Annotated in this window: 17 protein-coding genes and 3 rRNA genes; 5 read left to right on the forward strand and 15 right to left on the reverse strand. The window is 65.4% G+C overall.

Features of this window, described 5'->3' with window-relative positions; genetic code table 11:
* Nucleotides 1-23: 23 nt before the first annotated feature.
* Nucleotides 24-521: a transcription elongation factor GreA gene (gene greA, locus JS278_RS11435; protein WP_114045305.1), complete on the forward strand. Its 498-nt coding sequence runs from the start codon at nucleotides 24-26 to the stop codon at nucleotides 519-521.
* A gap of 49 nt (nucleotides 522-570) precedes the next feature.
* On the opposite strand, the gene JS278_RS11440 is transcribed toward greA, so the two are convergent.
* Both JS278_RS11440 and JS278_RS11445 read right to left on the reverse strand, forming a co-directional pair.
* A complete protein-coding gene (locus JS278_RS11440; protein ID WP_114045306.1) occupies nucleotides 571-1,623 on the reverse strand; it encodes a hypothetical protein in 1,053 nt (350 codons plus the stop codon).
* An 11-nt stretch (nucleotides 1,624-1,634) separates the two neighbouring features.
* Nucleotides 1,635-2,846, reverse strand: a complete 1,212-nt coding sequence (locus tag JS278_RS11445) for an AI-2E family transporter (RefSeq protein WP_114045307.1) — start codon at nucleotides 2,844-2,846, stop codon at nucleotides 1,635-1,637.
* Between the two features lie 110 nt (nucleotides 2,847-2,956).
* Here JS278_RS11445 and JS278_RS11450 point away from each other — a divergent pair, with 110 nt between their 5' ends.
* A complete protein-coding gene (locus JS278_RS11450) occupies nucleotides 2,957-3,643 on the forward strand; it encodes a uracil-DNA glycosylase (RefSeq protein ID WP_114045308.1) in 687 nt (228 codons plus the stop codon).
* A gap of 77 nt (nucleotides 3,644-3,720) precedes the next feature.
* Nucleotides 3,721-4,350 carry a peptide-methionine (S)-S-oxide reductase MsrA gene (gene msrA / locus JS278_RS11455; RefSeq protein WP_114045309.1) on the forward strand — a complete coding sequence of 210 codons (630 nt, stop codon included), beginning with the start codon at nucleotides 3,721-3,723 and terminating at the stop codon, nucleotides 4,348-4,350.
* Between the two features lie 8 nt (nucleotides 4,351-4,358).
* Here the strand turns inward: msrA and JS278_RS11460 are convergent, their stop codons facing one another.
* Together JS278_RS11460 and JS278_RS11465 are read right to left on the reverse strand one after the other, a co-directional pair.
* On the reverse strand, nucleotides 4,359-4,748 hold the full coding sequence (locus JS278_RS11460) for a hypothetical protein (RefSeq protein WP_114045310.1): 390 nt from the start codon (nucleotides 4,746-4,748) through the stop codon (nucleotides 4,359-4,361).
* Entirely contained in the window at nucleotides 4,745-5,170 is a 426-nt protein-coding gene (locus JS278_RS11465; protein WP_147243197.1) for a hypothetical protein, read from the reverse strand. Before JS278_RS11465 ends, JS278_RS11460 begins: the two co-directional genes overlap by 4 nt.
* Nucleotides 5,171-5,242: 72 nt before the next feature.
* Here JS278_RS11465 and JS278_RS11470 point away from each other — a divergent pair, with 72 nt between their 5' ends.
* A complete protein-coding gene (locus tag JS278_RS11470) occupies nucleotides 5,243-5,719 on the forward strand; it encodes a GNAT family N-acetyltransferase (RefSeq protein WP_114045312.1) in 477 nt (158 codons plus the stop codon).
* A gap of 115 nt (nucleotides 5,720-5,834) precedes the next feature.
* Here JS278_RS11470 and rrf read toward each other — a convergent pair.
* The 6 genes from rrf to JS278_RS11500 all read right to left on the reverse strand — a co-directional run bounded on the left by rrf (nucleotide 5,835) and on the right by JS278_RS11500 (nucleotide 14,500).
* Nucleotides 5,835-5,951, reverse strand: a 5S ribosomal RNA gene (gene rrf, locus JS278_RS11475).
* 148 nt (nucleotides 5,952-6,099) lie between these two features.
* Nucleotides 6,100-9,192, reverse strand: a 23S ribosomal RNA gene (locus JS278_RS11480).
* 322 nt (nucleotides 9,193-9,514) lie between these two features.
* Nucleotides 9,515-11,044, reverse strand: a 16S ribosomal RNA gene (locus JS278_RS11485).
* Together the 16S, 23S and 5S rRNA genes form the textbook arrangement of a ribosomal RNA operon.
* A gap of 876 nt (nucleotides 11,045-11,920) precedes the next feature.
* A complete protein-coding gene (gene tyrS, locus JS278_RS11490; RefSeq protein ID WP_114045313.1) occupies nucleotides 11,921-13,204 on the reverse strand; it encodes a tyrosine--tRNA ligase in 1,284 nt (427 codons plus the stop codon).
* 77 nt (nucleotides 13,205-13,281) lie between these two features.
* Nucleotides 13,282-13,818, reverse strand: coding sequence for an arginine repressor (gene argR / locus JS278_RS11495; RefSeq protein ID WP_114046293.1), 537 nt, complete (start codon nucleotides 13,816-13,818; stop codon nucleotides 13,282-13,284).
* 106 nt (nucleotides 13,819-13,924) lie between these two features.
* A complete protein-coding gene (locus JS278_RS11500) occupies nucleotides 13,925-14,500 on the reverse strand; it encodes a TetR/AcrR family transcriptional regulator C-terminal domain-containing protein (protein ID WP_114046294.1) in 576 nt (191 codons plus the stop codon).
* A gap of 125 nt (nucleotides 14,501-14,625) precedes the next feature.
* Between JS278_RS11500 and bioB the strand changes: the two genes are divergently transcribed.
* Entirely contained in the window at nucleotides 14,626-15,702 is a 1,077-nt protein-coding gene (gene bioB, locus JS278_RS11505) for a biotin synthase BioB (RefSeq protein WP_114045314.1), read from the forward strand.
* Between the two features lie 72 nt (nucleotides 15,703-15,774).
* On the opposite strand, the gene pheT is transcribed toward bioB, so the two are convergent.
* The 5 genes from pheT to rplT form a co-directional block, all read right to left on the reverse strand.
* A complete protein-coding gene (gene pheT, locus JS278_RS11510; protein ID WP_114045315.1) occupies nucleotides 15,775-18,294 on the reverse strand; it encodes a phenylalanine--tRNA ligase subunit beta in 2,520 nt (839 codons plus the stop codon).
* The gene (pheS, locus tag JS278_RS11515; RefSeq protein ID WP_114045316.1) at nucleotides 18,291-19,400 is read right to left on the reverse strand and encodes a phenylalanine--tRNA ligase subunit alpha; all 1,110 of its coding nucleotides are present in this window, start codon (nucleotides 19,398-19,400) and stop codon (nucleotides 18,291-18,293) included. Before pheS ends, pheT begins: the two co-directional genes overlap by 4 nt.
* 103 nt (nucleotides 19,401-19,503) lie before the next feature.
* Nucleotides 19,504-21,447: a DUF2339 domain-containing protein gene (locus JS278_RS11520; protein WP_114045317.1), complete on the reverse strand. Its 1,944-nt coding sequence runs from the start codon at nucleotides 21,445-21,447 to the stop codon at nucleotides 19,504-19,506.
* A gap of 27 nt (nucleotides 21,448-21,474) precedes the next feature.
* A complete protein-coding gene (locus JS278_RS11525) occupies nucleotides 21,475-22,290 on the reverse strand; it encodes a TrmH family RNA methyltransferase (protein ID WP_114045318.1) in 816 nt (271 codons plus the stop codon).
* A 13-nt stretch (nucleotides 22,291-22,303) separates the two neighbouring features.
* Entirely contained in the window at nucleotides 22,304-22,675 is a 372-nt protein-coding gene (rplT, locus tag JS278_RS11530; RefSeq protein ID WP_114045319.1) for a 50S ribosomal protein L20, read from the reverse strand.
* Nucleotides 22,676-22,755 lie beyond the last annotated feature (80 nt).

The raw sequence follows: 22,755 nt of genomic DNA on the forward strand, positions 1-22,755 counted from the left end.
TGCCGCAGCTGTAGGCTAGGGGGATGCCTGAGTCCCAAGACACCGTGTGGCTTACCCAAGAGGCGTTCGACAAGCTCACCAAGGAGCTCGCTTACCTCAAGGGTGAGGGCCGCACCGAGATTTCCAAGAAGATTGCCGAGGCCCGTTCCGAGGGCGACCTCTCCGAGAACGGCGGCTACCATGCCGCTCGCGAGGAGCAGGGTCAGGCCGAGGCCAGGATCATTCAGCTCGACCACATGTTGCGCAATGCGCAGGTCGGCGAGAAGCCTGCCGGTTCCCACAAGGTGGTGCCGGGATCGAAGGTCACAGTCTGCTACTTCGGCGACAGGTCCGACACGGAGACATTCCTGCTCGGTTCCCGTGAGATGGTGGGCCTCGACGACTCTGTCGACACTCCCGTCTATTCCCCGCAGTCCCCCCTCGGGGCGGCCGTACTTGATCTGGAGGTCGGCGCCACGGCGTCCTACAACGCCCCGAACGGCAAGACCATCGAGGTCACCGTCCTCGACGTCACTGACTGATCTCCGAGATCTCCCTCACAGGGGATCCGGCCCGCTCGAGGGTTGCCGGCTACACGGTCCTGACCGCGATCCGTCCCATCACCGTCGACATGTCCATCCGGGCCGAGCCGTTGCCGACGATGTACTCGTCGACCGAGGATCCGCCGTCCGGCCAGGAGATGAGTCCGGGCCGGGCATCCGCCCTGACGGCGACATTCGATCCGGCGGCAAGCTTGACGGTGAGGTTGCCCGATTCGACGCGGATCCGGGAGCGCCCCGTGTCGATCGGTCCGACGAGGGTGGAGCCCCCGGCCTGGAACAGTGCCTCTCCGATGTGCCGGATATCGGCGATGTCTGCCACTGCGGCGGTGACGCGAACGGAATCGACGTCGGGCACTCCTGAGAGGCGCAGTGCGCCTCCGGCCAGCTCCACGTCAAGGGCCAGGTCCGGATGCATCCGGATGACGAGTTCGGGGCCGAGACCCAGGTCCTTGAGCCCCTCGGAGTCCTTGGGGAACCTGAGTCTGAGAAGTCCTGACAGGTCCGGGGCGATGCGTCCCTCCGAGGTGATCTCGACGATGTCGCCGATCCTGCGCCGGTTGTGCTTGCCCTCCACCTGTACGCCCGGTGTCGCGGGGTCGCCGATGATGGTGACCCGGCGACCCACGCAACGCACGGAGAGCCGGGTGACGGTGTCATGGGAGGCCTCGTCCGTGCCTCCTGGGCCGCGCTGCCCGGGCCTGGGCGAGCCGGTCGCGCCCCCGGCGGCGTCGACCACCGACTCCGCCACCCCCGTGACCCGTTTCCAGGCGGACCTGAGCCCCTCCCGCGCTTCCGGGGGGACCCGATTCCAGGACTCGTCGAAGAAGCCTCGTGAGCCCGCCTGCGCTCCAGATGGAGTGTCCCCTGCCCCGGCCCCCATTCCCTCACCGGCGGTGTCCTCTTCGCCGGCCCCCTGATCGGGGGTCGGCGCCGACGCCGGTTCCGACGTCGCGTCCTGCTCGGCGCGATCCTCATCGGCCTGCTGGTTGACGGCCTCGATACGTCTTGAGGCCTCGGCCGCATCGATACGCCCGGCGGCGAGATCCGCGAGGATCCCGGAAAGTTCAGGAGTTGCGCTCATATCGCAACATTCTACGGGGTCGCCGCGTTCTCCTCGTCCGGAGTTCCGGGCCCTTCGTCGGCGTCCTCCTCGTCGACGTCTTCCTCATCCTCGGCCTCTTCCTCCTCGTCATCGACGTGGGCCATGGCTCTGGCGAAGGCCACGCCGAAGGCGACCAGCGGGATCGCGAAGAGGGCGCCGACGATACCCGCCAGGACACTGCCGACGGCTATGCCCAGCAGAATCGCCAGAGGGTGGATGGAGACGGCCTTGCCGAGCAGGAAGGGCTGGAGGACGTGGCCCTCCAGCTCCATGACGCCCACGAAGATGATGAGCATGATGACGGCCTTGACGAAGCCGAGGGTCACCAGCACCACTGCCACAGAGATGACGCCGGCGATGAGCGCTCCGGCGATCGGCACGAAGGCCAGCACGAAGGTGAGGGCGCCGATGGCCACGGCCACGCCTGATCCGATGACGGCCGCTCCGATGCCGGCTCCCAGGCCATCGACGAAGGCCACGACGACTGCGGCCCGCACATAGCCGACCAGAGCGACCCATCCCTTGGTCGCGGCCTCCAGGATACGAGGGCGACTGCCACGGGGAATGAGGACGGAGACGCTTCTGGAGATCGAACTGCCCTGGAAGATGAAGAAGAACATGGCGAACAGAGCCATCACCAGACCTGCGAGGAAGCGGCCGACACCCGATCCGGCGGCTGCGGCCCAGCTGGCGATGCGGCCCTGGGAACCCTTCGCCCAGGCCTCGACCTTGGCGATGTACTCGTTGATCTGGTCGCTGCCGATGTGCAGTGGTCCCTTGTCCAGCCACTGCGTCACCTGCTTGAAGCTGGCCACGGACTGCTCCGAGAGCACCGGCCACTGACTGGCGATCTGGGCGCCGACCAGGGTGAAGATGCCGCCGACGACCACCACCAGGACCAGCAGACACAGGCCTGAGGCCAGTCCGCGGGGTACCCGGTGACGGGTGAGCAGGTTCGCCAGCGGCCACAGCGCCGCGGTGAGCAGGAGAGCCACGGCGACCGGGATCGTGACCTCCGAGATCTTCGCCAGCACCGTTGCGACGACGTAGACGAGAACCCCGATGACGATGACCCGCCACGACCATCCGGCCGCGGTGCGCAGTCCTTGGGGAATGGGATCTTCCGGCCCGTCGGGCGTGGTGTCGGCGCCGTAATCGCGAGCCTCGCGGCGCGACCTGTCGCTGGCGTCCCGAGCTGTCATGGCCGTCCTCTCCCCGGGGCCGCGTTCGGCCCGACGATCTGAACGGTAGCGTTATTCCGGTCAGTGGTCAGCGACATCTGCTGGCCAGCCGCGGATTCACGGAGGTGTCCATGACTGCCCAACCCCTGAACCGGCTCGTCGCCGAGGACTGGGCCGAGGCCCTGGCACCCGTCGAACCGGTCATCCACTCGATGGGCGACTTCCTGAGGTCCGAGTTGGCGGAGGGCCACGGCTACCTGCCCGCCGGCGATCGGGTGCTGCGCGCCTTCACCCTGCCGATGTCTCAGGTCAAGGTGCTCATCGTCGGCCAGGATCCGTATCCGACTCCCGGCCACCCGGTCGGCCTGAGCTTCGCGGTGGAACGCGATGTGCGTCCCCTGCCTCGCTCCCTGCAGAACATCTATGCCGAGCTGCAGTCCGATCTGGGGATCCCTCCGTGCCCCCACGGCGATCTGACCGGATGGTTCGAGCAGGGCGTCCTGCTGCTCAACAGGTGCTTGACGGTGCGTCCCGGCAAGCCCGCCTCCCACCGCAACAAGGGGTGGGAGCAGGTCACCCAGCTCGCGATCGAATCGCTGGTGGCGCGCGGAGGCCCACTCGTCGCCATTCTGTGGGGCCGCGACGCCCAGACACTGGAACCGGTGCTCGGCGACGTGCCCGTGGTGAAGTCGCCCCACCCCTCGCCCATGTCGGCCCGGTACGGATTCTTCGGATCCCGGCCGTTCAGCCGCACCAATGAACTCCTCGAGAAGCAGGGCGCCGAGCCCGTCGACTGGCGACTGGACCTGCGGGAATAGGTTGCCGGGTCGCAGCCGTTGACGCAGCAGTCATCAACTCGAGCGGTACCCCGGCGGCGGGGAACTGAGGAGGACTCATGAACGGCGACGAGACCATCGATCCGGCCCGTGCTCTGCCGGGCCGCTCCGAACCGGTCCTCGCGATGCCCTTCCGGCATCGTGTTCTCGGCGCGCCCCTGGACCACCACTTCGACAACGCGCAGGTGATCTACCTGGCCCTGGGATGCTTCTGGGGCGCGGAGAAGCTGTACTGGCAGACCGACGGCGTCCTCATGACGGCGGTCGGGTACATGGGCGGCGTCACGCCCAATCCCACCTATCAGGAGGTCTGCACCGGGCGCACCGGCCACGCCGAGACCGTCAGGGTGACCTATGATCCCTCGGTGCTGCCGACCGAGGAGGTGCTGCGCCTCTTCTTCGAGAACCACGACCCCACCCAGGGCATGCGCCAGGGCAACGACGTCGGCACCCAGTACCGATCGGCGATCTGGTGCACTCTCAGCGACCAGTACGTCACCGCCGCGGCGGTCCGGGGCCAGTACCAGACGGCCCTCCTCGACGAGGGGTACGGGCAGATCACGACGACCGTCGAGATGGCCGAGGGTCATCCCTTCCATCTGGCCGAGGCCGAGCACCAGCAGTACCTGGAAGCCAATCCCTTCGGCTACTGCCCGATCCATGCCACAGGGGTCTGCCTGGCCCGGTGAGCGGCACCTCAACCCAGCAGGTGGATCAGCACGGCACACTCCGGCGTCCGACCTCCGAAGATCTCCTTCGTCTTGTCGACCGCCGAGCTCAGCCATGATCGGCTCGGGTACTTGTCCCCTACAGCGGCCTTGATCTGCTCGTAGACCGGGCCCTCTGACAGGACTGACGCCCGGCCCTCCACGACCGGCTCCTCAATGACCGGTTTCCCCCGCGACGTCGCCGCCCGCACGCTGACCACGCAGTCATCCGGAAATCGCTCGCGCACCCCGCGGTCGTCGGCAAGCCAGTAACCGACCTGACCGTCGGCCACCGGCACCAGCTGCTCCAGGCTCGTCCGGGCGCGCCCCTCGTCGTCATACGAGGTGACAAGCATGTGCTCGGCAGTGCGCAGACTCATCGCTGATCCTCGCCCCCCTCAGCGGTCCCCAGTTCGGGTCGCGAACTCTCGGCCGGCAGTTCCGCAGCATCCTCGGACGCACCCTCGTCGACCTGCGCCCTACCGGAGCGCCGCAGGGCATTCTCACGGATCGCGTTCTCACGCTGAGCCGCCGCACCCTCCAGGGTCCGGCGTCGCACCGAGCCGATGGTCCGCCGGGGCAGGCCGATGCCCAGGCCCAGCAGCACGCCCGCGATCAGCGCGACGGCACCGACGATCCAGACGGTCTTCATCGGATTCTGCAGGACGTCGACGCTCTTACCGGCGTTGGCGGCCCCCATGATGGTCCGCATGTCCATCGACAGCCTGACAACCATGTACAGGCCGATCCCCAGGCACACCGCACCCACAACGACGAGAACCCACTTCACTGCCTTCATCACGCCACGATCCTAGTGCGGGAAGCACCCACCGGGCGAGCAGCGGGACGAGAATGTGTCCTAGGCTGGGGGGTCATGGCCACCACACGCACAGCGACCTCCGCAGACCTCAGATTCATGGTGCACGTGCTGTGCCTGGCCGTCGGCGGCCCCTCCGGACCACTCTCTGTACAGGAATGCCACGACGATCCCGTCCTGGCCCACTACCTCGACCTGTGGACGCCGTCTCAGATCGGCCTCATCTGCTCGGCCGAGGGGCGGCCCGTGGGCGCCTGCTGGCTCACCTTGCGCCCGGCCGAGGATCCGGGTCTGGGCTACGTCGCGCCCGGTATTCCGGAACTCATCATCGGTATCGCACCGGATGCCCGGGAGCAGGGGCACGGCAGCTTCCTGCTCGCCAGCACTCTTCAAGCAGCCGACGCCGCAGGCGTCCGTTCGGTCAGTCTTGCCGTCGACGCCGAGGACCTCCGCACCGCCGCCCTCTTCCAGAACGCCGGATTCACCGCCGTCGGGCACAACGGCGATCGCACCATCATGCTTCGCGTCGCCTGAGGTGGTGTGGGTTGTGGCGGGTGTGTGTGGTGTGTGGCGGGGCAAGAAGAGGGGGGTCCTGCACCGGTTCGGTGCGGGACCCCCCTCTTCTTGTCTTGTGGGAGTGTGGGTGGTGTTCCGGCGGCGTCCTACTCTCCCACCCACTGGCGTGGGCAGTACCATCGGCGTGTGGAGGCTTAACTTCCGGGTTCGGAATGGGTCCGGGTGTTTCCCTCCAGCCATGGCCACCGGAACACCAGAATCATGGTGTTCGGTTCATGGAACTATATCGAATTGTGACACACACACTCTCACTCTCGGTGCCGCACACCCCCAAGGGGGTGTGGTGGCCGGGAGCCGTACAGTGGATACAAGCGTTGCAGATCAGTGATGAACGTGTTGAGGGCAAGCCCTCGGCCTATTAGTACCGGTCAGCTCCACACCTTGCAGTGTGTCCACGTCCGGCCTATCAACCCGGTGGTCTACCGGGGGCCTTACCAGATTCATCTGTGGGAACCCTCATCTTGAAGCGTGCTTCCCGCTTAGATGCTTTCAGCGGTTATCACGACCCGACGTAGCCAACCAGCCATGCTCCTGGCGGAACAACTGGCACACCAGAGGTCAGTCCGTCTCGGTCCTCTCGTACTAGAGACAGCTCTTCTCAAGATTCCTGTGCGCGCAGCGGATAGGGACCGAACTGTCTCACGACGTTCTAAACCCAGCTCGCGTGCCGCTTTAATGGGCGAACAGCCCAACCCTTGGGACCGACTCCAGCCCCAGGATGCGACGAGCCGACATCGAGGTGCCAAACCATGCCGTCGCTGTGAGCGCTCGGGCAAGATCAGCCTGTTATCCCCGGGGTACCTTTTATCCGTTGAGTGACGGCACTTCCACAAGCCACCGTCAGATCACTAGTCCCGACTCTCGTCCCTGCTCGACATGCCTGTCTCACAGTCAAGCTCCCTTGTGCACTTGCACTCGACACCTGATTACCAACCAGGCTGAGGGAACCTTTGGGCGCCTCCGTTACCTTTTAGGAGGCGACCGCCCCAGTCAAACTACCCATCAGGCACTGTCCCTGAACCGGATCACGGTCCGAGGTGAGGTAACCAGAACGACCAGAGTGGTATTTCAACAATGACTCCACAACCACTGGCGTGGCCGCTTCACCGTCTCCCACCTATCCTACACAAGTCGCACCGATCACCAATACCAAACTATAGTAAAGGTCCCGGGGTCTTTCCGTCCTGCTGCGCGTAACGAGCATCTTTACTCGTAATGCAATTTCACCGAGTTCATGGTGGAGACAGTAGGGAAATCGTTACTCCATTCGTGCAGGTCGGAACTTACCCGACAAGGAATTTCGCTACCTTAGGATGGTTATAGTTACCACCGCCGTTTACTGGGGCTTAAGTTCACCGCTTCGAACCCGAAGGCCCTGACAGTTCCCCTTAACCTTCCAGCACCGGGCAGGAGTCAGTCCGTATACATCGTCTTACGACTTCGCACGGACCTGTGTTTTTAGTAAACAGTCGTTTCCCCCTGGACTCTGCGACCCTCACCGCCACCAGCCAGTACAGGCCGGACGGCTCGGGCACCCCTTATCCCGAAGTTACGGGGTCATTTTGCCGAGTTCCTTCACCATGATTCTCTCGATCGCCTCGGTATACTCTACCAATCCACCAGTGTCGGTTTAGGGTACGGGCGGCTCACACCTCGCTCACGAAGCTTTTCTCGGCAGTACAGGATCACTCACTCACCCACACAGTGGGCTCGCCATCACGCCTCAACCATCATGCCCGGCGGATTTACCTACCGGACGGTCCACACGTTTAGCCCCAGACAACCATCGCTGGGGTTGAGCTACCTCCCTGCGTCCCTCCGCAGCTTGCCTACTACATGATCGGTTCACACACTCACCACCCACCCCACAGACCAAAGGCCTGCAGAACAGGGACTCGCATGCTTAGCATCACACGCCTCGACACGGACGGTGCTACACCGGTACCAGAATATCAACTGGTCGTCCATCGACTACGCCTGTCGGCCTCGCCTTAGGTCCCGACTCACCCAGGGCAGATTAGCTTGACCCTGGAACCCTTGGATATTCGGCGGACGGGTTTCTCACCCGTCATTCGCTACTCATGCCTGCATTCTCACTCGCATCCCCTCCACGATCCGTCACCAGACCGCTTCACCGAGAACACGACGCTCCCCTACCCAACCAGGAAACCTGGTTGCCACAGCTTCGGCGGACGGCTTGAGCCCCGCTACATTGTCGGCGCGGAATCACTTGACCAGTGAGCTATTACGCACTCTTTCAAGGATGGCTGCTTCCAAGCCAACCTCCTGGTTGTCACCGCAACTCCACATCCTTTTCCACTTAGCCACCGCTTAGGGGCCTTAGCTGATGATCTGGGCTGTTTCCCTCTCGACGACGAAGCTTATCCCCCGCCGTCTCACTGCCACGCTACACTTGCCGGCATTCGGAGTTTGGCTGATTTCGGTAAGCTGATAGGCCCCCTAGATCATCCAGTGCTCTACCTCCAACAAGGACCACGCGACGCTGCACCTAAATGCATTTCGGGGAGAACCAGCTATCACAGTGTTTGATTGGCCTTTCACCCCTATCCACAGCTCATCCCCTCCATTTTCAACTGAAGTGGGTGCGGACCTCCACGACGTCTTACCGTCGCTTCATCCTGGCCATGGATAGATCACACCGCTTCGGGTCTAGAACACGCGACTCACGCCCTTATCGGACTCGCTTTCGCTACGACTCCCCCACACGGGTTAACCTCGCCACATGCCACTAACTCGCAGGCTCATTCTTCAATAGGCACGCCGTCACCCACCACACGGGCAGGCTCCGACGGATTGTATGCGGCCGGTTTCAGGAACTCTTTCACTCCCCTCCCGGGGTACTTTTCACCATTCCCTCACGGTACTATTCACTATCGGTCACCAAGGAGTATTCAGGCTTGACGGGTGGTCCCGCCGGATTCACGCGGAATTTCACGAGTTCCGCGCTACTTGGGGTATCGATCACCAGTGGCATGCTCACGTCTACGGGACTCTCACCCACTCCGGTACGCCTTCCCAGACGCTTCGACTTCACACACCATTTATCACTGGACCAGCCAACGGCAGTTGACCCGGACCGACCCCACAACCCCGCGCATGCAACGCCTGCCGGCTTGAACACACACACGGTTTGGCCTCATCCGCTTTCGCTCGCCACTACTCACGGAATCACTATTTGTTTTCTCTTCCTGTGGGTACTGAGATGTTTCACTTCCCCACGTTCCCTCCCACACCCCTATACATTCAGGGCAGGGTCACCGGACATGACTCCGGCAATTCAAGGTTTCCCTATTCGGAGACCCCCGGATCACAGTTCGTCTACCAACTCCCCGGGGCTTATCGCAGGTTACAACGTCCTTCATCGGCTCTTGGTGCCAAGGCATCCACCGACCGCACTTAGTAGCTTGCAACACAACACATTACAAAAAATCTACAAAGATGCTCATATCCACTGTACAGTTCTCAACCACCACACGAGACACCCACCACACCAACCCCGACAGGATCAATGCAACAGCGATGTCCGCCACACCAGGCCACCACCTACAGGTGATACCCCAGAACCCCAACAGCGTGCCCTCCCCACCCGCACCACCGTGCAGGACCACCCGGCGACACCGGGCAGGCAGTCAACATTCCACTCAGAAGCACCACCAACCCCGAAGGGCCGACAGCCTGAACCCCCACCCGACCCGCACGGGCCGACCTGGAGGCCTCCAGAAAGCTCCTTAGAAAGGAGGTGATCCAGCCGCACCTTCCGGTACGGCTACCTTGTTACGACTTAGTCCTAATTACCAGTCCCACCTTCGACGACTCCCCCACTCACGTGTTGGGCCACCGGCTTCGGGTGTTACCGACTTTCATGACTTGACGGGCGGTGTGTACAAGCCCCGGGAACGTATTCACCGCAGCGTTGCTGATCTGCGATTACTAGCGACTCCGACTTCATGGGGTCGAGTTGCAGACCCCAATCCGAACTGAGACCGGCTTTTTGAGATTCGCTCCACCTCACGATGTCGCCACTCTTTGTACCGGCCATTGTAGCATGCGTGAAGCCCTGGACATAAGGGGCATGATGACTTGACGTCATCCCCACCTTCCTCCGAGTTGACCCCGGCGGTCTCCACTGAGTCCCCAACCAAATGCTGGCAACAGTGGACGAGGGTTGCGCTCGTTGCGGGACTTAACCCAACATCTCACGACACGAGCTGACGACAGCCATGCACCACCTGTGAACCGGCCCACAAGGGGGGCGGCCATCTCTGACCGTTACCAATCCATGTCAAACCCAGGTAAGGTTCTTCGCGTTGCATCGAATTAATCCGCATGCTCCGCCGCTTGTGCGGGGCCCCGTCAATTCCTTTGAGTTTTAGCCTTGCGGCCGTACTCCCCAGGCGGGGTACTTAATGCGTTAGCTACGGCACGGAATCCGTGGAATGGACCCCACACCTAGTACCCACCGTTTACAGCGTGGACTACCAGGGTATCTAAGCCTGTTTGCTCCCCACGCTTTCGCTCCTCAGCGTCAGGAAAGGTCCAGAGAACCGCCTTCGCCACTGGTGTTCCTCCTGATATCTGCGCATTCCACCGCTCCACCAGGAATTCCATTCTCCCCTACCTTCCTCAAGTCAACCCGTATCGAAAGCACGCTCAGGGTTAAGCCCCAAGTTTTCACTTCCGACGTGATCAACCGCCTACGAGCCCTTTACGCCCAATAAATCCGGACAACGCTCGCACCCTACGTATCACCGCGGCTGCTGGCACGTAGTTAGCCGGTGCTTCTTCTCCAGGTACCGTCAACACCCCGAAAGGCACCTTCGTCCCTGGTGAAAGCGGTTTACAACCCGAAGGCCGTCATCCCGCACGCGGCGTTGCTGCATCAGGCTTCCGCCCATTGTGCAATATTCCCCACTGCTGCCTCCCGTAGGAGTCTGGGCCGTATCTCAGTCCCAATGTGGCCGGTCACCCTCTCAGGCCGGCTACCCGTCACCGCCTTGGTGAGCCACTACCTCACCAACAAGCTGATAGGCCGCGAGTCCATCCACCACCACCACAATTTTCCAACCCCCACCATGCGATGAGAGCTCATATCCGGTATTAGCACCAGTTTCCTAGCGTTATCCCGAAGTGAAGGGCAGGTTACTCACGTGTTACTCACCCGTTCGCCACTCGTGTACCCCCGAAGAGGCCTTACCGTTCGACTTGCATGTGTTAAGCACGCCGCCAGCGTTCGTCCTGAGCCAGGATCAAACTCTCCAATGAAAAAATATCACCACCACACCCCCCACCCGAAAGCAGAAGACACGGCACCAGTGACACACATCAAAGAATCCAAAACACTGACCCCAACAAACCTGACAAAAAAATCATCCGATCCATCAGAATCAAATCAAAGGAATCAATAAACAAATCCGACACACACAATCAAGCGTGCATCAAACAAAATCCTATTGACTACAAAAAAGACACACTGTTGAGTTCTCAAGCATCACACACACACCACAACCCCGACCAGAAACCCAGCCAACATCATGAGGCAACCCCACCATCATAGACCCCGAACCCCCGGAAACACAAACCCGGAAACCCGCCATCCACAACCCACCAGAACCCCGAAGAATCCCAGCAGTTCCGCCCGAAAGCGACCACACCAACCTACCCGATAAACAACCCGAACACAAACCCGGACCACCCACCAGACACAGAAACACCAGAAAACAATCCCAGCATCCCCAACCACCCTTAAGCGGCCTGGAAAACTCTACTGTTGCAATCCCCCGAAGTCAAACTCGAAGAATTCCAACCAGAGGTCCTGAACAACGTCAATCCCTTGACGGAAAGTCGGTCATTCATTAATCCTGGCCACCCTGCGGCAGCTCGGCTTACTTTACCTGTCACGTCACTTCGGGTCAAACCGAGGTGGCGCGGCCGGCTCTTTCGCCCTCGACCCGGACTTTGGTGGCTGCGTCTGCAGGCACACCGTGTCCTTGGTCATATGAGAGTGGAAGAAGAAAGTCGTCCTCATGACGGCCTTGATCCGGGATGTCCCGAACCATCGGCTCGCCCGAGGCCCGCTGAACGTTACACGTCGGCCCCCCGGTGTGCAAACCGGGGGGCCGAGAGGACATCCGGATACCGTCAGCGGGCAGGTCCTGACGCAGATCTCAAGGGGGTCAGCCCGCCGACCGTCTTCTTGCCCCGGCGCAGCAGCGCCAGACGGCCCTGGAGGAAGTCTGCCGGCTCCAGCCGTCGCTCGGCATCAGTCACCTTGATGTTGTTGAGGTAGGCTCCGCCCTCGGCGACCGCACGTCGCCCCGCCGACTTCGACTCGACGACGCCGGCCATAGCCATGGCCTCAGGCACCGTGGGCATCTCCGCGCCCTCGATGGAGATCGCCCCGATCTCATTCGCAACGGCCCCCACGGTCGTCACGTCCAGATCCGCGAGCTCTCCGCGACCGAAGAGCGCCTTCCCCGCTTCCACCGCGGCGCGCCGCTGGTCACTCCCGTGGACAAGGTCGGTGATGTCGTCGGCCAGTGCGTGCTGGGCAGCTCTGCGCCACGGCTCCTCCCTGGTCTGGCGGTCCAGCTCGTCGATCTCCTCGTGGCTCCTCGGGCTGAAGATCTTGAGGTAGTCGATGACCTTCGAGTCCTCCGCGTTCAGGAAGAACTGGTGGAAGGCATAGGCACTCGTGAGATCCGGATCCACCCACACCGTCCCCGACTCGGTCTTGCCGTACTTCGTCCCGTCGGCCTTCGTGAGCAGAGGTGTCACCAGGCCGTGCACCACATCCCCGCTCGTGCGCCTGATGAACTCGGCGCCGGCGGTGATGTTGCCCCACTGGTCCTGGGCGCCGGTCTGGAGGGTGCAGCCGTACTGCTTGTGCAGCTCCGCGTAATCCAGCGACTGGAGCAGGACGTAGCTGAACTCGGTGTAGGAGATCCCGCTGTCGAGCCGTCGGGCGACGACGTCTCTGGCGAGCATCCTGTTCACGGAGAAGTACTTGCCGACGTCGCGCAGGAACTCGACGGCGTTGTACCGGCTCGTCCAGTCGTAGTTGTTGACGATCCGGGCAGGATTGGGGCCGTCGAGATCGACGTACCTGCCGACCTGCTCCTTGATCGACTCCACCCAACCGGCGACGACCCTCTCGTCATTCATCTTGCGCTCCCCGGTCATCTTGGGATCGCCGATGAGTCCGGTCGCGCCGCCCACCAGCAGCAACGGGTGATGCCCGCGCTCCTGGAGTGCCCGTACCAGCATGAGCTGGACGAGATGGCCGATGTGCAGGCTCGCCGCGGTCGGATCGAAGCCCACATAGAAGGTCACAGGCCCCTGGGCAAGATGGGCCGCAAGGGCCTCACGGTCGGTCGAAGCGGCAACCATGCCCCGCCACTCGAGCTCCTCCAGCAGGTCTGTCACCGTTCTGTCCTCCTCTGGATTCGGTGATGAACAACGCCCTCACCCTACCGGTGGTGCGATCTCGGCTCCGCCGACGGTCAGCTCCCCTCTGACAGCAGGAGGGCCGGTAGCCCGGTCTCTGCCATCTGGGTGAACGCATCCGCCAGGGCATCGGCACTGACCTCTGCGGCGCAGATGAGGGCGATGGTGTCATCCCCGGCGATCGTCCCCAGGATCGCCCGGGACCCTGAACGGTCGATCGCCGAGCCGAAGTACTGTGCGGCCCCCGGCGGCGTCTTCAGCACCACCAGCGTGTCATTGTGCTGGACCCCGGTACACAGCTCCCGGGTCAGCCGCGCCAACCTGCTCCAGGCCGGGGATCCGGTCGTCACATCAGAGGGATGGTCCCCCTCCGGAATCGTGTAGCAGGGGTTGCCGTTCATATCGCGAGCGCGCACCGCCCCGATCTCCACCAGGTCCCGCGAGAGCGTCCCCTGGGAGACAGCCATCCCCTCGGCCGCCAGACTCGCCCCGAGCTCCGACTGGGAGGACACGTGGCCGGAGGACACCAGTTCACGGATCCTGGCCTGGCGAGCGGTTCGCGACGCCGGCGCCCCGCTGCTACCCTCAGTCATCCCGGCTCCATCCTCGAAGACCCTCGGCCCCGAATTCCATGCATCGTTCAGCATAAGTATGCAGTCGGGGTTCGACATTCTCAACTCCTGCGGATGGACGGTCGCGCTACCGCACCAGTGCGCAGACCCCGGTCACCAGCAGTTCCAGCCCCCGATCGAAGTCCTCCTCCTCACCTCGGGCGTCAAACTCCCCGACCACTCCCAGCTCATGCAACTGGGAGCGCGTCTGCTCCTCGGTCACGTGCCCCAGCACGAAGTGGACCAGGGCTCTCGAGCAGTAGCGCTGCTGACCCGACAGCCCGCAACGCCCCAGGAGCTCGCGAACCGGCTCGCCCGGGTCCACGCTCCCCAGCCTGACAGGCAGGGTCGAGGAGACCAGCTCCGCACCGTCCCGGTGTCGCAGCAGGGCGGTGCGGAAAGAGCCTGCCCACGCACGGATTCCCTCCGCCAGGCCCTGATTCCGATCCGCGACATCGCGATCGGGAGTGTTCCCCGTCGGCGAGGCGAGGATCTCGTCGCTCACCAGGGCCAGCAGAGTCTGCTTGTTCTCCACATGCCAGTAGAGCGCTCCGGCCTTGACCCCGAGGAGTCCGGCGAGCCGGCGCATCGTCAGATCCTCCAGGCCGTACTGATCCAGCACCTCGACCGCCGCCCGCACGACCTCCTGCCGATTCAGAGACATCTGAGCCTTCCCGTCGCCCCACCCGATGATCCGGCCGGATCCCGATGGGATATGTTGAACAGCGTTCAGGCTGAACACCGTTCAATCACGCTGTTGACCGCCCCATGACAATTCAGGAGCCATTCATGAATCTATCCGAGATGGTGCGTGCGGGTCTGGAGGGATCCTCCGCGACCCCCGATCAGGCGCTGCAGCTGCTGCGCGCCCCCGACGCACAGACGATGCCGATCGTCGCGGCCGCCGGAAGACTGCGCCGCCACTACTTCGGGAACCGTGTGAGGCTGAACTATCTGGTGAATCTCAAGAGCGGCCTGTGCCCCGAGGACTGCTCCTACTGCTCCCAGCGCCTCGGCTCCCGGGCCGACATCATGAAGTACTCCTGGGCGGACGCCCAGGTGGTCCGTGACGCCGTGGAGGCCGGCATCTCCGGCGGAGCGCGCCGGGTCTGCCTGGTCGCCTCGGGACATGGGCCCGGTCGGCGCGACGTGGACCGGGTCGGTGCGACGGTCGCCGATATCAAGGCCGAGCATCCCGACGTCGAGGTCTGCGTCTGCCTGGGATTCCTCGATGACGAGAAGGCGTCCGCCCTCCACCGTGCCGGCGCCGACGCCTACAACCACAACGCCAATACGGCCCGCAGCCATTACGGGAGCATCTGCTCCACCCATTCGTACCAGGACCGGATGGACACCCTCGATGTGCTGAAGCGCAATGGCCTGTCACCGTGCTCCGGGGTGATCGCGGGAATGGGCGAGTCCGACGAGGAACTCGTCGAGGTCATCACCGATCTGCGGTGCCGCGGGGTCGACTCGGTCCCGGTGAACTTCCTGCTGCCATTCGAGGGCACTCCGCTGGCCGGCCACGGACGTGAACTGACACCATTACGATGCCTTCGGATCCTGTCGATGGTGCGGTTCATCCATCCCGACGCCGAGGTGCGTGCGGCCGCCGGCCGGGAGATGCATCTGCGGACCCTCCAGCCGCTGGCCCTGGAGGTCGCCAACTCCATCTTCCTGGGCGACTACCTCACCAGCGAGGGCGCCGCCGGAGCCGCGGACCTGGAGATGATCCACGACGCCGGATTCGTCCTCGAGGGCTCACCGTCGTCGGCGTCCGCGGAACCGCCCGCGGCCGATCCCGACGACGACTCTGTGCCGATCCGCCACCGGGGGATCGGAAGCCGGCTCCCGGTCAACGCCTGAGGTTCCGGAGCCGGACGCCGACGGGCCCCGGGGATGTCCCCGGGGCCCGTCGTCATGCCCATCTCGTCGGGATCAGGACCGCAGCTCGGCCCCGAACTGGCGGGTCGCCTCTCCGACCGCGGCATCCCGCGCCCGGGCGGCATCGGCGTCGGTGAGGGTTCGGTCCAGGGCCCGAAGCCGCAGGTTGAAGGCCAGAGACTTGTGTCCTTGGCCCACCTGGGACCCGGTGTAGACGTCGAACAGCTCCACAGACTCCAGCAGTGGGCCGGCACCCAGGATGAGGGCCTGCCGCACGGACTCCGAGGGCACCGATTCCTCGACCACCAGAGCGACGTCCTCCTTGGCCACCGGGAAGCCCGACAGCTGCGAGATCTCTCCGGTGTGCGGGGCGGCTGCCAGCAGCGCATCGAGATCGAGCTCCACGGCACAGGAGCGCGCCGGAAGCCCTGCGGCCTTGCACACCTGAGGGTGCAGCTCCCCGGCGCACCCGATGAGCTCCCCTTCGACCACCAGCCCGGCGCAGCGTCCGGGATGCCAGGGCGCGCGCTGCTCGGAGCGTCTCTCCAGCCTCAGCCCGACCGCTGCCGCTGCCTCGGTCGCCAACATCACCGCGTGGGTCCAGTCGGCGGCGCGCGCCTCGCCTCGCCAGCCCTGGGGACGCCAGTCACCGGTGAGCACCCCGGCCAGCATCCTGGGCTGGTCGGGAAGGGACGCACTGATCGCGTCCAGCTCCTCGTCGCTGGGCCGGTGCTCGACAGACGGCCTGGGAGCGGGCGCCGATCCGGTACTCAGGAAGATCGTGCCGCACTCGAAGAGGGCCAGGTCGTCCTGGGATCGCGAGAGGTTCCGGGTGACGGCCTGGAACAGTCCGGGCAGCAGGCTGGTCCTCAGGTACCGGCGGGTGTCGTCCAGCGGGTTCGCCAGGGCCACGGTCCGGCGGCGGTCGTCGTCGGGCGGCAGGCCCATGGCGTCGAGTTCGGCGTCCCCGATGAAGGGCAGCGAGATGACCTCGACGAATCCGGCTCCGGCCACCGCCGCCAGTGCGGCGCGTCGTCCTCGCTGCGCGGCAGTGAGCCCGGTCCCGGCGGTCACCGGGGGTTCGGCCGGCTCGATCTGGTCGAATCCGAGTTTGCGGCCCACCTCCTCGACGTAGTCGTAGGGGTCCACCAGGTCGGGTCGCCAGGTCGGCGGGACGAGGGAGAGGGTGTCTCCGAGCGCGGTGACCTGCACCCGGGAGGCCGAGAGGATCTCGATGACCTTCTCCCTGGTGACCGGGATGCCGAGAATCCTGCCCGGCAGGTCGGACGAGATGTGGCACTGCGGCATCGCGGCCACCTCCCCCACGATCGTCGGGGTGCCGATCCGCGCGCCGCCGTGAAGCTTGAGCAGTTCGGCGGCACGGATGACGGCGGTGTGGGCGCACACCGGGTCGACGCCCCGCTCGAAGCGCCGGGAAGCCTCCGAGCCCAGTCTGTGGCGACGGTAGCTGCGGGCGACGGCGGTGCCCTCGAAGTGGGCTCCCTCGAGGATGATGCTCGTGGACTCACCCGTCATCTCGGTGGCGGCACCGCCCATCACCCCCGCCAGACCGATCGGGCCCGAGTCGTCGGTGATCAGCAGATCGTCGGGGTCCAGCGTCCGGTCCGTGTCGTCGAGGGTCACCAGATGCTCGCCCTCGGCGGCCCGGCGTACCACGATGGCGCCGCTGACCTTGTCCTGGTCGTAGGCGTGGAGGGGTTGCCCCGACTCGATCATGACGTAGTTGGTGACGTCGACCGCGAGGTTGATCGGTCGCATCCCGGCGCGGGCGACACGATCGGCGATGTAGGACGGCGTCGTGGCGCGAGGATCGAGACCGGTGACCGGCAGCGCCACGAACTGCGAGCAGGCGGGATCGTCGATCCTCACCTGTACGGGCCCCTCGACAGGCCCGACCGGAGCCTCGCGATAAGGATCGCTGAAATGGATGCCCATCACCTGGGCGAGCTCGCGGGCGATGCCGCGGATCGACATGCAGTAGCCGATGTCGGGGGTGACGTCGATCTCGAGGACGTCCTCGGGGATCCCGAGGATCTGGCGGGCGTCCTCTCCGGGGTCCAGCGGCCGTCCGTCGATGGACTCGGGCAGCACGATGATGCCGGTGTGATCGGTGCCGGTACCGAGCTCGTCGGAGGCGCAGATCATCCCGTCGGACATGTGCCCATAGGTCTTGCGCGCGCTGATGGCGAATCCTCCGGGCAGTTCGGCTCCGGGCAGGGCGACCACGACGAGATCGCCGACAGCGAAGTTGTGGGCCCCGCAGACGATACCGCGGCCGGCATCGGCGCCGTCGGCATTCTTGGCGTGACCCTGCGCGTTGAGCTCGGCTCCCACGTCGACACGGCACCACATGATGGTCTTGCCGTTCTTCTGCGGCTGCGGCTCGGCGGAGACGACGCGGCCGACCACGACGGGCCCGCTCACCTCTCCCCCGATGACCTCGATCCGCTCGACGGCGGCCGTGTGTTCGGTGATGAGGGCCGCGACGTCGGAGGTCGCGGTGCCCTCGGGAAGATCGATCATGGCCTTCAGCCATGACATTGGAACCCTCATCGTGCTCCTCCCAGCAGCGAACGGCTGAATCGGACGTCGCCCTCGACGAACTCGCGCAGGTCGGGGGCGTTGTTGCGCACCATCACGGTGCGGTCCAGGCCCATGCCGAAGGCGAATCCGGAGTAGACGTCGGTGTCGATCCCGCAGGCGGCGAGCACCCGGGGATTGACCACACCGCAGCCCCCCCATTCGATCCAGCCCTCGGACCGGCAGGTCCGGCAGGGGCGCTCGGGGTGGCCGACGGACTCCCCGTGGCAGACGAAGCACTCGACGTCGACCTCGGCGCTGGGCTCGGTGAAGGGGAAGTAGTGGGGGCGGAAGCGGGTCCGCACGTCACCGAAGACGGCGCGCGCGAAGTGGTTGAGCGTGCCTCGTAGATGGGCCATCGAGATGCCCTCGTCGACGCACAGTCCCTCGACCTGATGGAAGACCGGCAGGTGGGTGGCGTCGTACTCGTCGGCGCGGAAGACCTTGCCGGGGCTGATGATGCGCACCGGCGCGCCGCGCGAGAGCAGGGTGTGGATCTGGACCGGGCTGGTGGCGGTCCGCAGGCACTTGCCGTCGGAGACCGGGTCGACCCACAGGGTGTCCTGGAGGGCGCGGGCCGGGTGATCGGTGCCCAGGTTCAGGGCGTCGAAGTTGAACCACTCTGACTCGCACTCGGGCCCCTCGGCGACCTCCCACCCCATCGAGGTGAAGATGTCGGAGACCATGTCGATCAGCGCCGTGACCGGGTGCAGGGCCCCTGCCGGGTGCTCGTCGACAGGCAGGGTGACGTCGACGGTCTCGGCCGCCAGCGCGGCCTGCAGCTCCGACTCGGCGATCTCCTCGGTGCGGGCTGCCAGTGCCCTGTTGACGGTGCCGCGGGCGGCGCCGACGCGCCTTCCGGCGTCCTTGCGCGCCGCGGGGGGCAGCGCTCCGATCTCCCGGTTGGCCAAGGCCAGTGGCGAGTGATCACCGGTGTGGGCGATTCGGACCTGCTTCAGTTCTGCCGTGCTCGAGGCACCCGCGATCGCGGCCAGGGCTTCAGCGACCCTCGCCTCGATCTGCTCGGCATCGAGAGCGCTGACCTGCACCGGGTCGTAGTTCGTGTTGGGGCCGCTCATGGGCCTTCCCCCTCGATGCTGTCGACAATTTGCCGGGCGGACACCTGACCCGCCCCATCGCGACAGTCTAGTGAGTTGCGGCGTGTGCCTTGCGCACGCCCATTCAACGGTCGCGATCCGGGCCGGGCCGCAGACTGCGCGAGTAGGCCGTGGCCAGACCGAGCATCAGCAGGCCCACGCCGATGAAGGCCACCACGCGGATCACACCGTGGAGCACCACCAGATCGTAGAGACACAGTTTGACCAGGATGATGCCCATCAGGACGTAGCCGCTGGTGCGCCGCACCGCCGAGGCCCGGTCGGAGCCGCGCGAGCGCAGCAGCAGGACAGTGACCACCAGGGCCAGCAGCAGGGTGGTCACGCCCCGGCCGGCCACCTCGCCATCACTCGGGAACTCCGTCGCCTCCGACAGTGCGAGACAGGCGGACATGACCGGGTACTGGAGCAGGAGGCAACCCGCCGCGACCGCGGCGACGACCCACCCCGACCTCATCGCGTCCGGGTCCAGGACCCCCTCGCGCCCGGCCAGCGCACCACCCAGCAGCAACAGCACCAGGACCACCAGGCTCAGCTGGGCCAGCCCCGTCACGCAATATGTCACGGCGGTACCCACCGTCAGTCCGACGTCGGGCCCACCGAGATGCAAGACAGCGCTCAGCAGGCCGATGACAGCCAGGGCTGCCGCGATCACGAGTGCGGGCAGCTGGCCGGCGAGCCGGTGAAGGACCGCGAACACGATACCCAGCAGGGCCAGCGACAACATCCTCGTCGGCCCGTCCAGAGCGGCCACAGGCACCGCCGACGACCCCATCGCTGTGATCACGGTGCAACATGCGACCATCGTCGGCGTCCTCGCCAGCCTCCAGTGGACCGCGGCGACAAGAGCCAGCGGCAGGCCCAGGATCGCAGCCCATGCAGTCGGCGCCACCAGAGCGGCCGCCCACAGCGGGAGAGCCAGTACGGAGATGGTGAGCGCATGAGCGTTCAGGGTGGACGCCGTTGGTGAGGAGTCGCGGTCGGCGGCCGTCCCGGAGCGTCCGCGGGCGCGGCCGAGCGCCCGGCACATCGGCGGCAGGGCCCAGTGGTCGATGAAGCCCAGAGCCGCGAGCAGAGCGGCGGCGAGCCTGAGCTTCGGCGCACGGGGGTCGCCGTCTCCCGCCACTGTCACGAGGACCACGAGGGTGAGGACGGTCGGGAGGATCCGGCATCCCAGCAGTACGTACCAGCCGTCGCGCCATGAGGCCGGCGCCGTGACGAGCGTGAGCAGCACCAGGAATGCCGCCGCGGTGAGTAGGTCCCCTCCCGATACGGCCGGCACGAGCACCAGCGCCCCGACTGCGGCGATCACCGCGACGATCTGGGAGTTCCACCAACGTGCGAGGACCAGACCAGCCACCGCCACCAGTCCTGCGACCACCATCGCAGGGCGGACAGGCACGTCGAGCAGCCAGGTCATTGCGGTGACATCGAGATAGCCCGCCGCCAGACCGGCTCCCGCCAGCGCCAGAGCACCGGAGTTGTCGGGTTGGCGCCGGTGAACGACCGCGGCGACGGCGATCAGCCCCACGGCCAGGAGCGCGCATCCGATCACACGGGCCGAAGGCCCGAAGTAGCCGTGCTGGGCAGCCAGCACCAGCAGCATCACGACGCCGGCCAGCAGGACCACGACCCCTGCCACCGCGATCACCGTCGGCCCGGTGATCGGACGTCGTGGACGGGCACCCCCGGACTGCTGGATGGGCGCTGCGGGCTGCGGCATCTGGGGCGACGGCCAGCCGGGCCGGTAGGGGCCCGGGCCGGCGGGAGGAGCCGGAGCACCGGGGGCCGGGAAGACCGGCCGTGCAGTGTAGGGCGGAGCAGCAGTACGTGGAGGAGCGGTGTGCGGAGGCCGCATCACCGGAGCGGGCACCTGCCGGGGTGGCCGACCCCGGACGACGGACTCCAACCGGGACACCTGCGCACGCAGCTGCTCATTGCTGCGGGTGAGAGCCTCGATAGCGTCCAGGACGTCGTCGGGGGTGGCTGGGCGGGACCGGTCGCCTGTCATCTCACAAGGCTATCGGAGGCCGGTGCCTCAGTCCTCGCCTCCGCGCTGGGCGCTGGCCGTGGTGTACAGGCAGACGGCAGCAGCGGTCGACAGGTTCAGCGATTCCGCCGCACCCCACATGGGAACTCCGACCACCTCGTCCGCCAGAGCTCGCTGCTCCTCGGGAAGGCCCCATGCCTCATTGCCCATCAACCATGCGGTGGGGGCCGAGAGACGTCCCTGCCTCGCCAACTCGTCGAGACTGTGCCCGCCACCGTCGGCGGCCAGGACCTGGAGGCCGCAGTCGCGCGCCCACCCGACGGCCTCCTCGAGACCGACCCCTGTGATGACCGGCAGGTGGAAGACCGAACCCACCGATGCCCTGACCGTCTTCGAGTTGTGGGGGTCGACCGATCCCTTGGTGAGAACGACGGCGGCCGCCCCGAAGGCGTCGGCGCAGCGGATCACCGTCCCCGCGTTTCCCGGGTCCCGGACCTGGGCGCAGATGACGACCAGCTCGGGGGCGTCAAGAGCAGGCAACTCGCTGCCGGCCACCAATGAGCACACCGCGAACAGCCCCTGGCTGGTGACGGTCTCAGAAAGTGCCGACACGTCGGCCGGGCTCAGGCCGGCCACCCGGACACCGCGCTCCTGCGCGTCGCGGACGAATGACTCGTCGCGATCGGGATCGGAGGTCGCCAGCAGGACCATCCGGCCCTGCCACCCAAGAGCCTCGCGGACGGCCTGGGAGCCCTCCACCAGGAACGCGCCGGCATCCTCGCGTCCTCGCCGCGAAAGAAGACGACGGGCCGATCGCAGGGCGCTCCTCGAGATGGGCGCCGGTGCGTTCGGCCCGTCGGGCACTGCCCTGGGAATCTCAGGCTGCCGCGTCGGCGGACTGGTTCGCCTTGGCGACGGCGACCAGCTCGTTGAAGGCGGAGCTGTCCTTCACCGCGAGTTCGGCGAGAATCTTACGGTCGACCTCGACGCCGGCCTGCTTCAGCCCGAACATGAAGCGGTTGTAGGTGATGCCCTCGGCGCGGGCCGCGGCGTTGATCCGCTGGATCCACAGCGAGCGGAAGTCGCCCTTCTTGGCGCGACGGTCGCGGAAGGAGTAGGTGCCGGTGTGCAGCACCTGCTCGCGGGCCTTCCTGTAGAGGCGCGAACGCTGCCCCCGGTAGCCCGACGCCTGCTCGAGGATGGACCGGCGCTTCTTCTTGGCGTTCACCGAACGCTTCACGCGTGCCATGGTTGTTCTCCTTGTACTGTCCTGGTCTGATGTGCGGTGCTCGGTGGATCGCCGGGTTCACCGCGAAAAGGGCGCGCAGA

The organism is Acidipropionibacterium virtanenii (assembly GCF_003325455.1).
In the GTDB taxonomy this organism is placed as follows: Bacteria; Actinomycetota; Actinomycetes; order Propionibacteriales; family Propionibacteriaceae; genus Acidipropionibacterium; species Acidipropionibacterium virtanenii.

What these genes read in the sequence shown, in the direction of transcription:
- greA (WP_114045305.1), top strand. Translation starts at nt 24, where the DNA reads ATGCCTGAGTCCCAAGACACCGTGTGGCTTACCCAAGAGGCGTTCGAC.
- JS278_RS11440 (WP_114045306.1), bottom strand. Translation starts at nt 1,623, where the DNA reads ATGAGCGCAACTCCTGAACTTTCCGGGATCCTCGCGGATCTCGCCGCC.
- JS278_RS11445 (WP_114045307.1), bottom strand. Translation starts at nt 2,846, where the DNA reads ATGACAGCTCGGGACGCCAGCGACAGGTCGCGCCGCGAGGCTCGCGAT.
- JS278_RS11450 (WP_114045308.1), top strand. Translation starts at nt 2,957, where the DNA reads ATGACTGCCCAACCCCTGAACCGGCTCGTCGCCGAGGACTGGGCCGAG.
- msrA (WP_114045309.1), top strand. Translation starts at nt 3,721, where the DNA reads ATGAACGGCGACGAGACCATCGATCCGGCCCGTGCTCTGCCGGGCCGC.
- JS278_RS11460 (WP_114045310.1), bottom strand. Translation starts at nt 4,748, where the DNA reads ATGAGTCTGCGCACTGCCGAGCACATGCTTGTCACCTCGTATGACGAC.
- JS278_RS11470 (WP_114045312.1), top strand. Translation starts at nt 5,243, where the DNA reads ATGGCCACCACACGCACAGCGACCTCCGCAGACCTCAGATTCATGGTG.
- argR (WP_114046293.1), bottom strand. Translation starts at nt 13,818, where the DNA reads ATGACTGAGGGTAGCAGCGGGGCGCCGGCGTCGCGAACCGCTCGCCAG.
- JS278_RS11500 (WP_114046294.1), bottom strand. Translation starts at nt 14,500, where the DNA reads ATGTCTCTGAATCGGCAGGAGGTCGTGCGGGCGGCGGTCGAGGTGCTG.
- bioB (WP_114045314.1), top strand. Translation starts at nt 14,626, where the DNA reads ATGAATCTATCCGAGATGGTGCGTGCGGGTCTGGAGGGATCCTCCGCG.
- pheT (WP_114045315.1), bottom strand. Translation starts at nt 18,294, where the DNA reads ATGAGGGTTCCAATGTCATGGCTGAAGGCCATGATCGATCTTCCCGAG.
- pheS (WP_114045316.1), bottom strand. Translation starts at nt 19,400, where the DNA reads ATGAGCGGCCCCAACACGAACTACGACCCGGTGCAGGTCAGCGCTCTC.
- JS278_RS11520 (WP_114045317.1), bottom strand. Translation starts at nt 21,447, where the DNA reads ATGACAGGCGACCGGTCCCGCCCAGCCACCCCCGACGACGTCCTGGAC.
- rplT (WP_114045319.1), bottom strand. Translation starts at nt 22,675, where the DNA reads ATGGCACGCGTGAAGCGTTCGGTGAACGCCAAGAAGAAGCGCCGGTCC.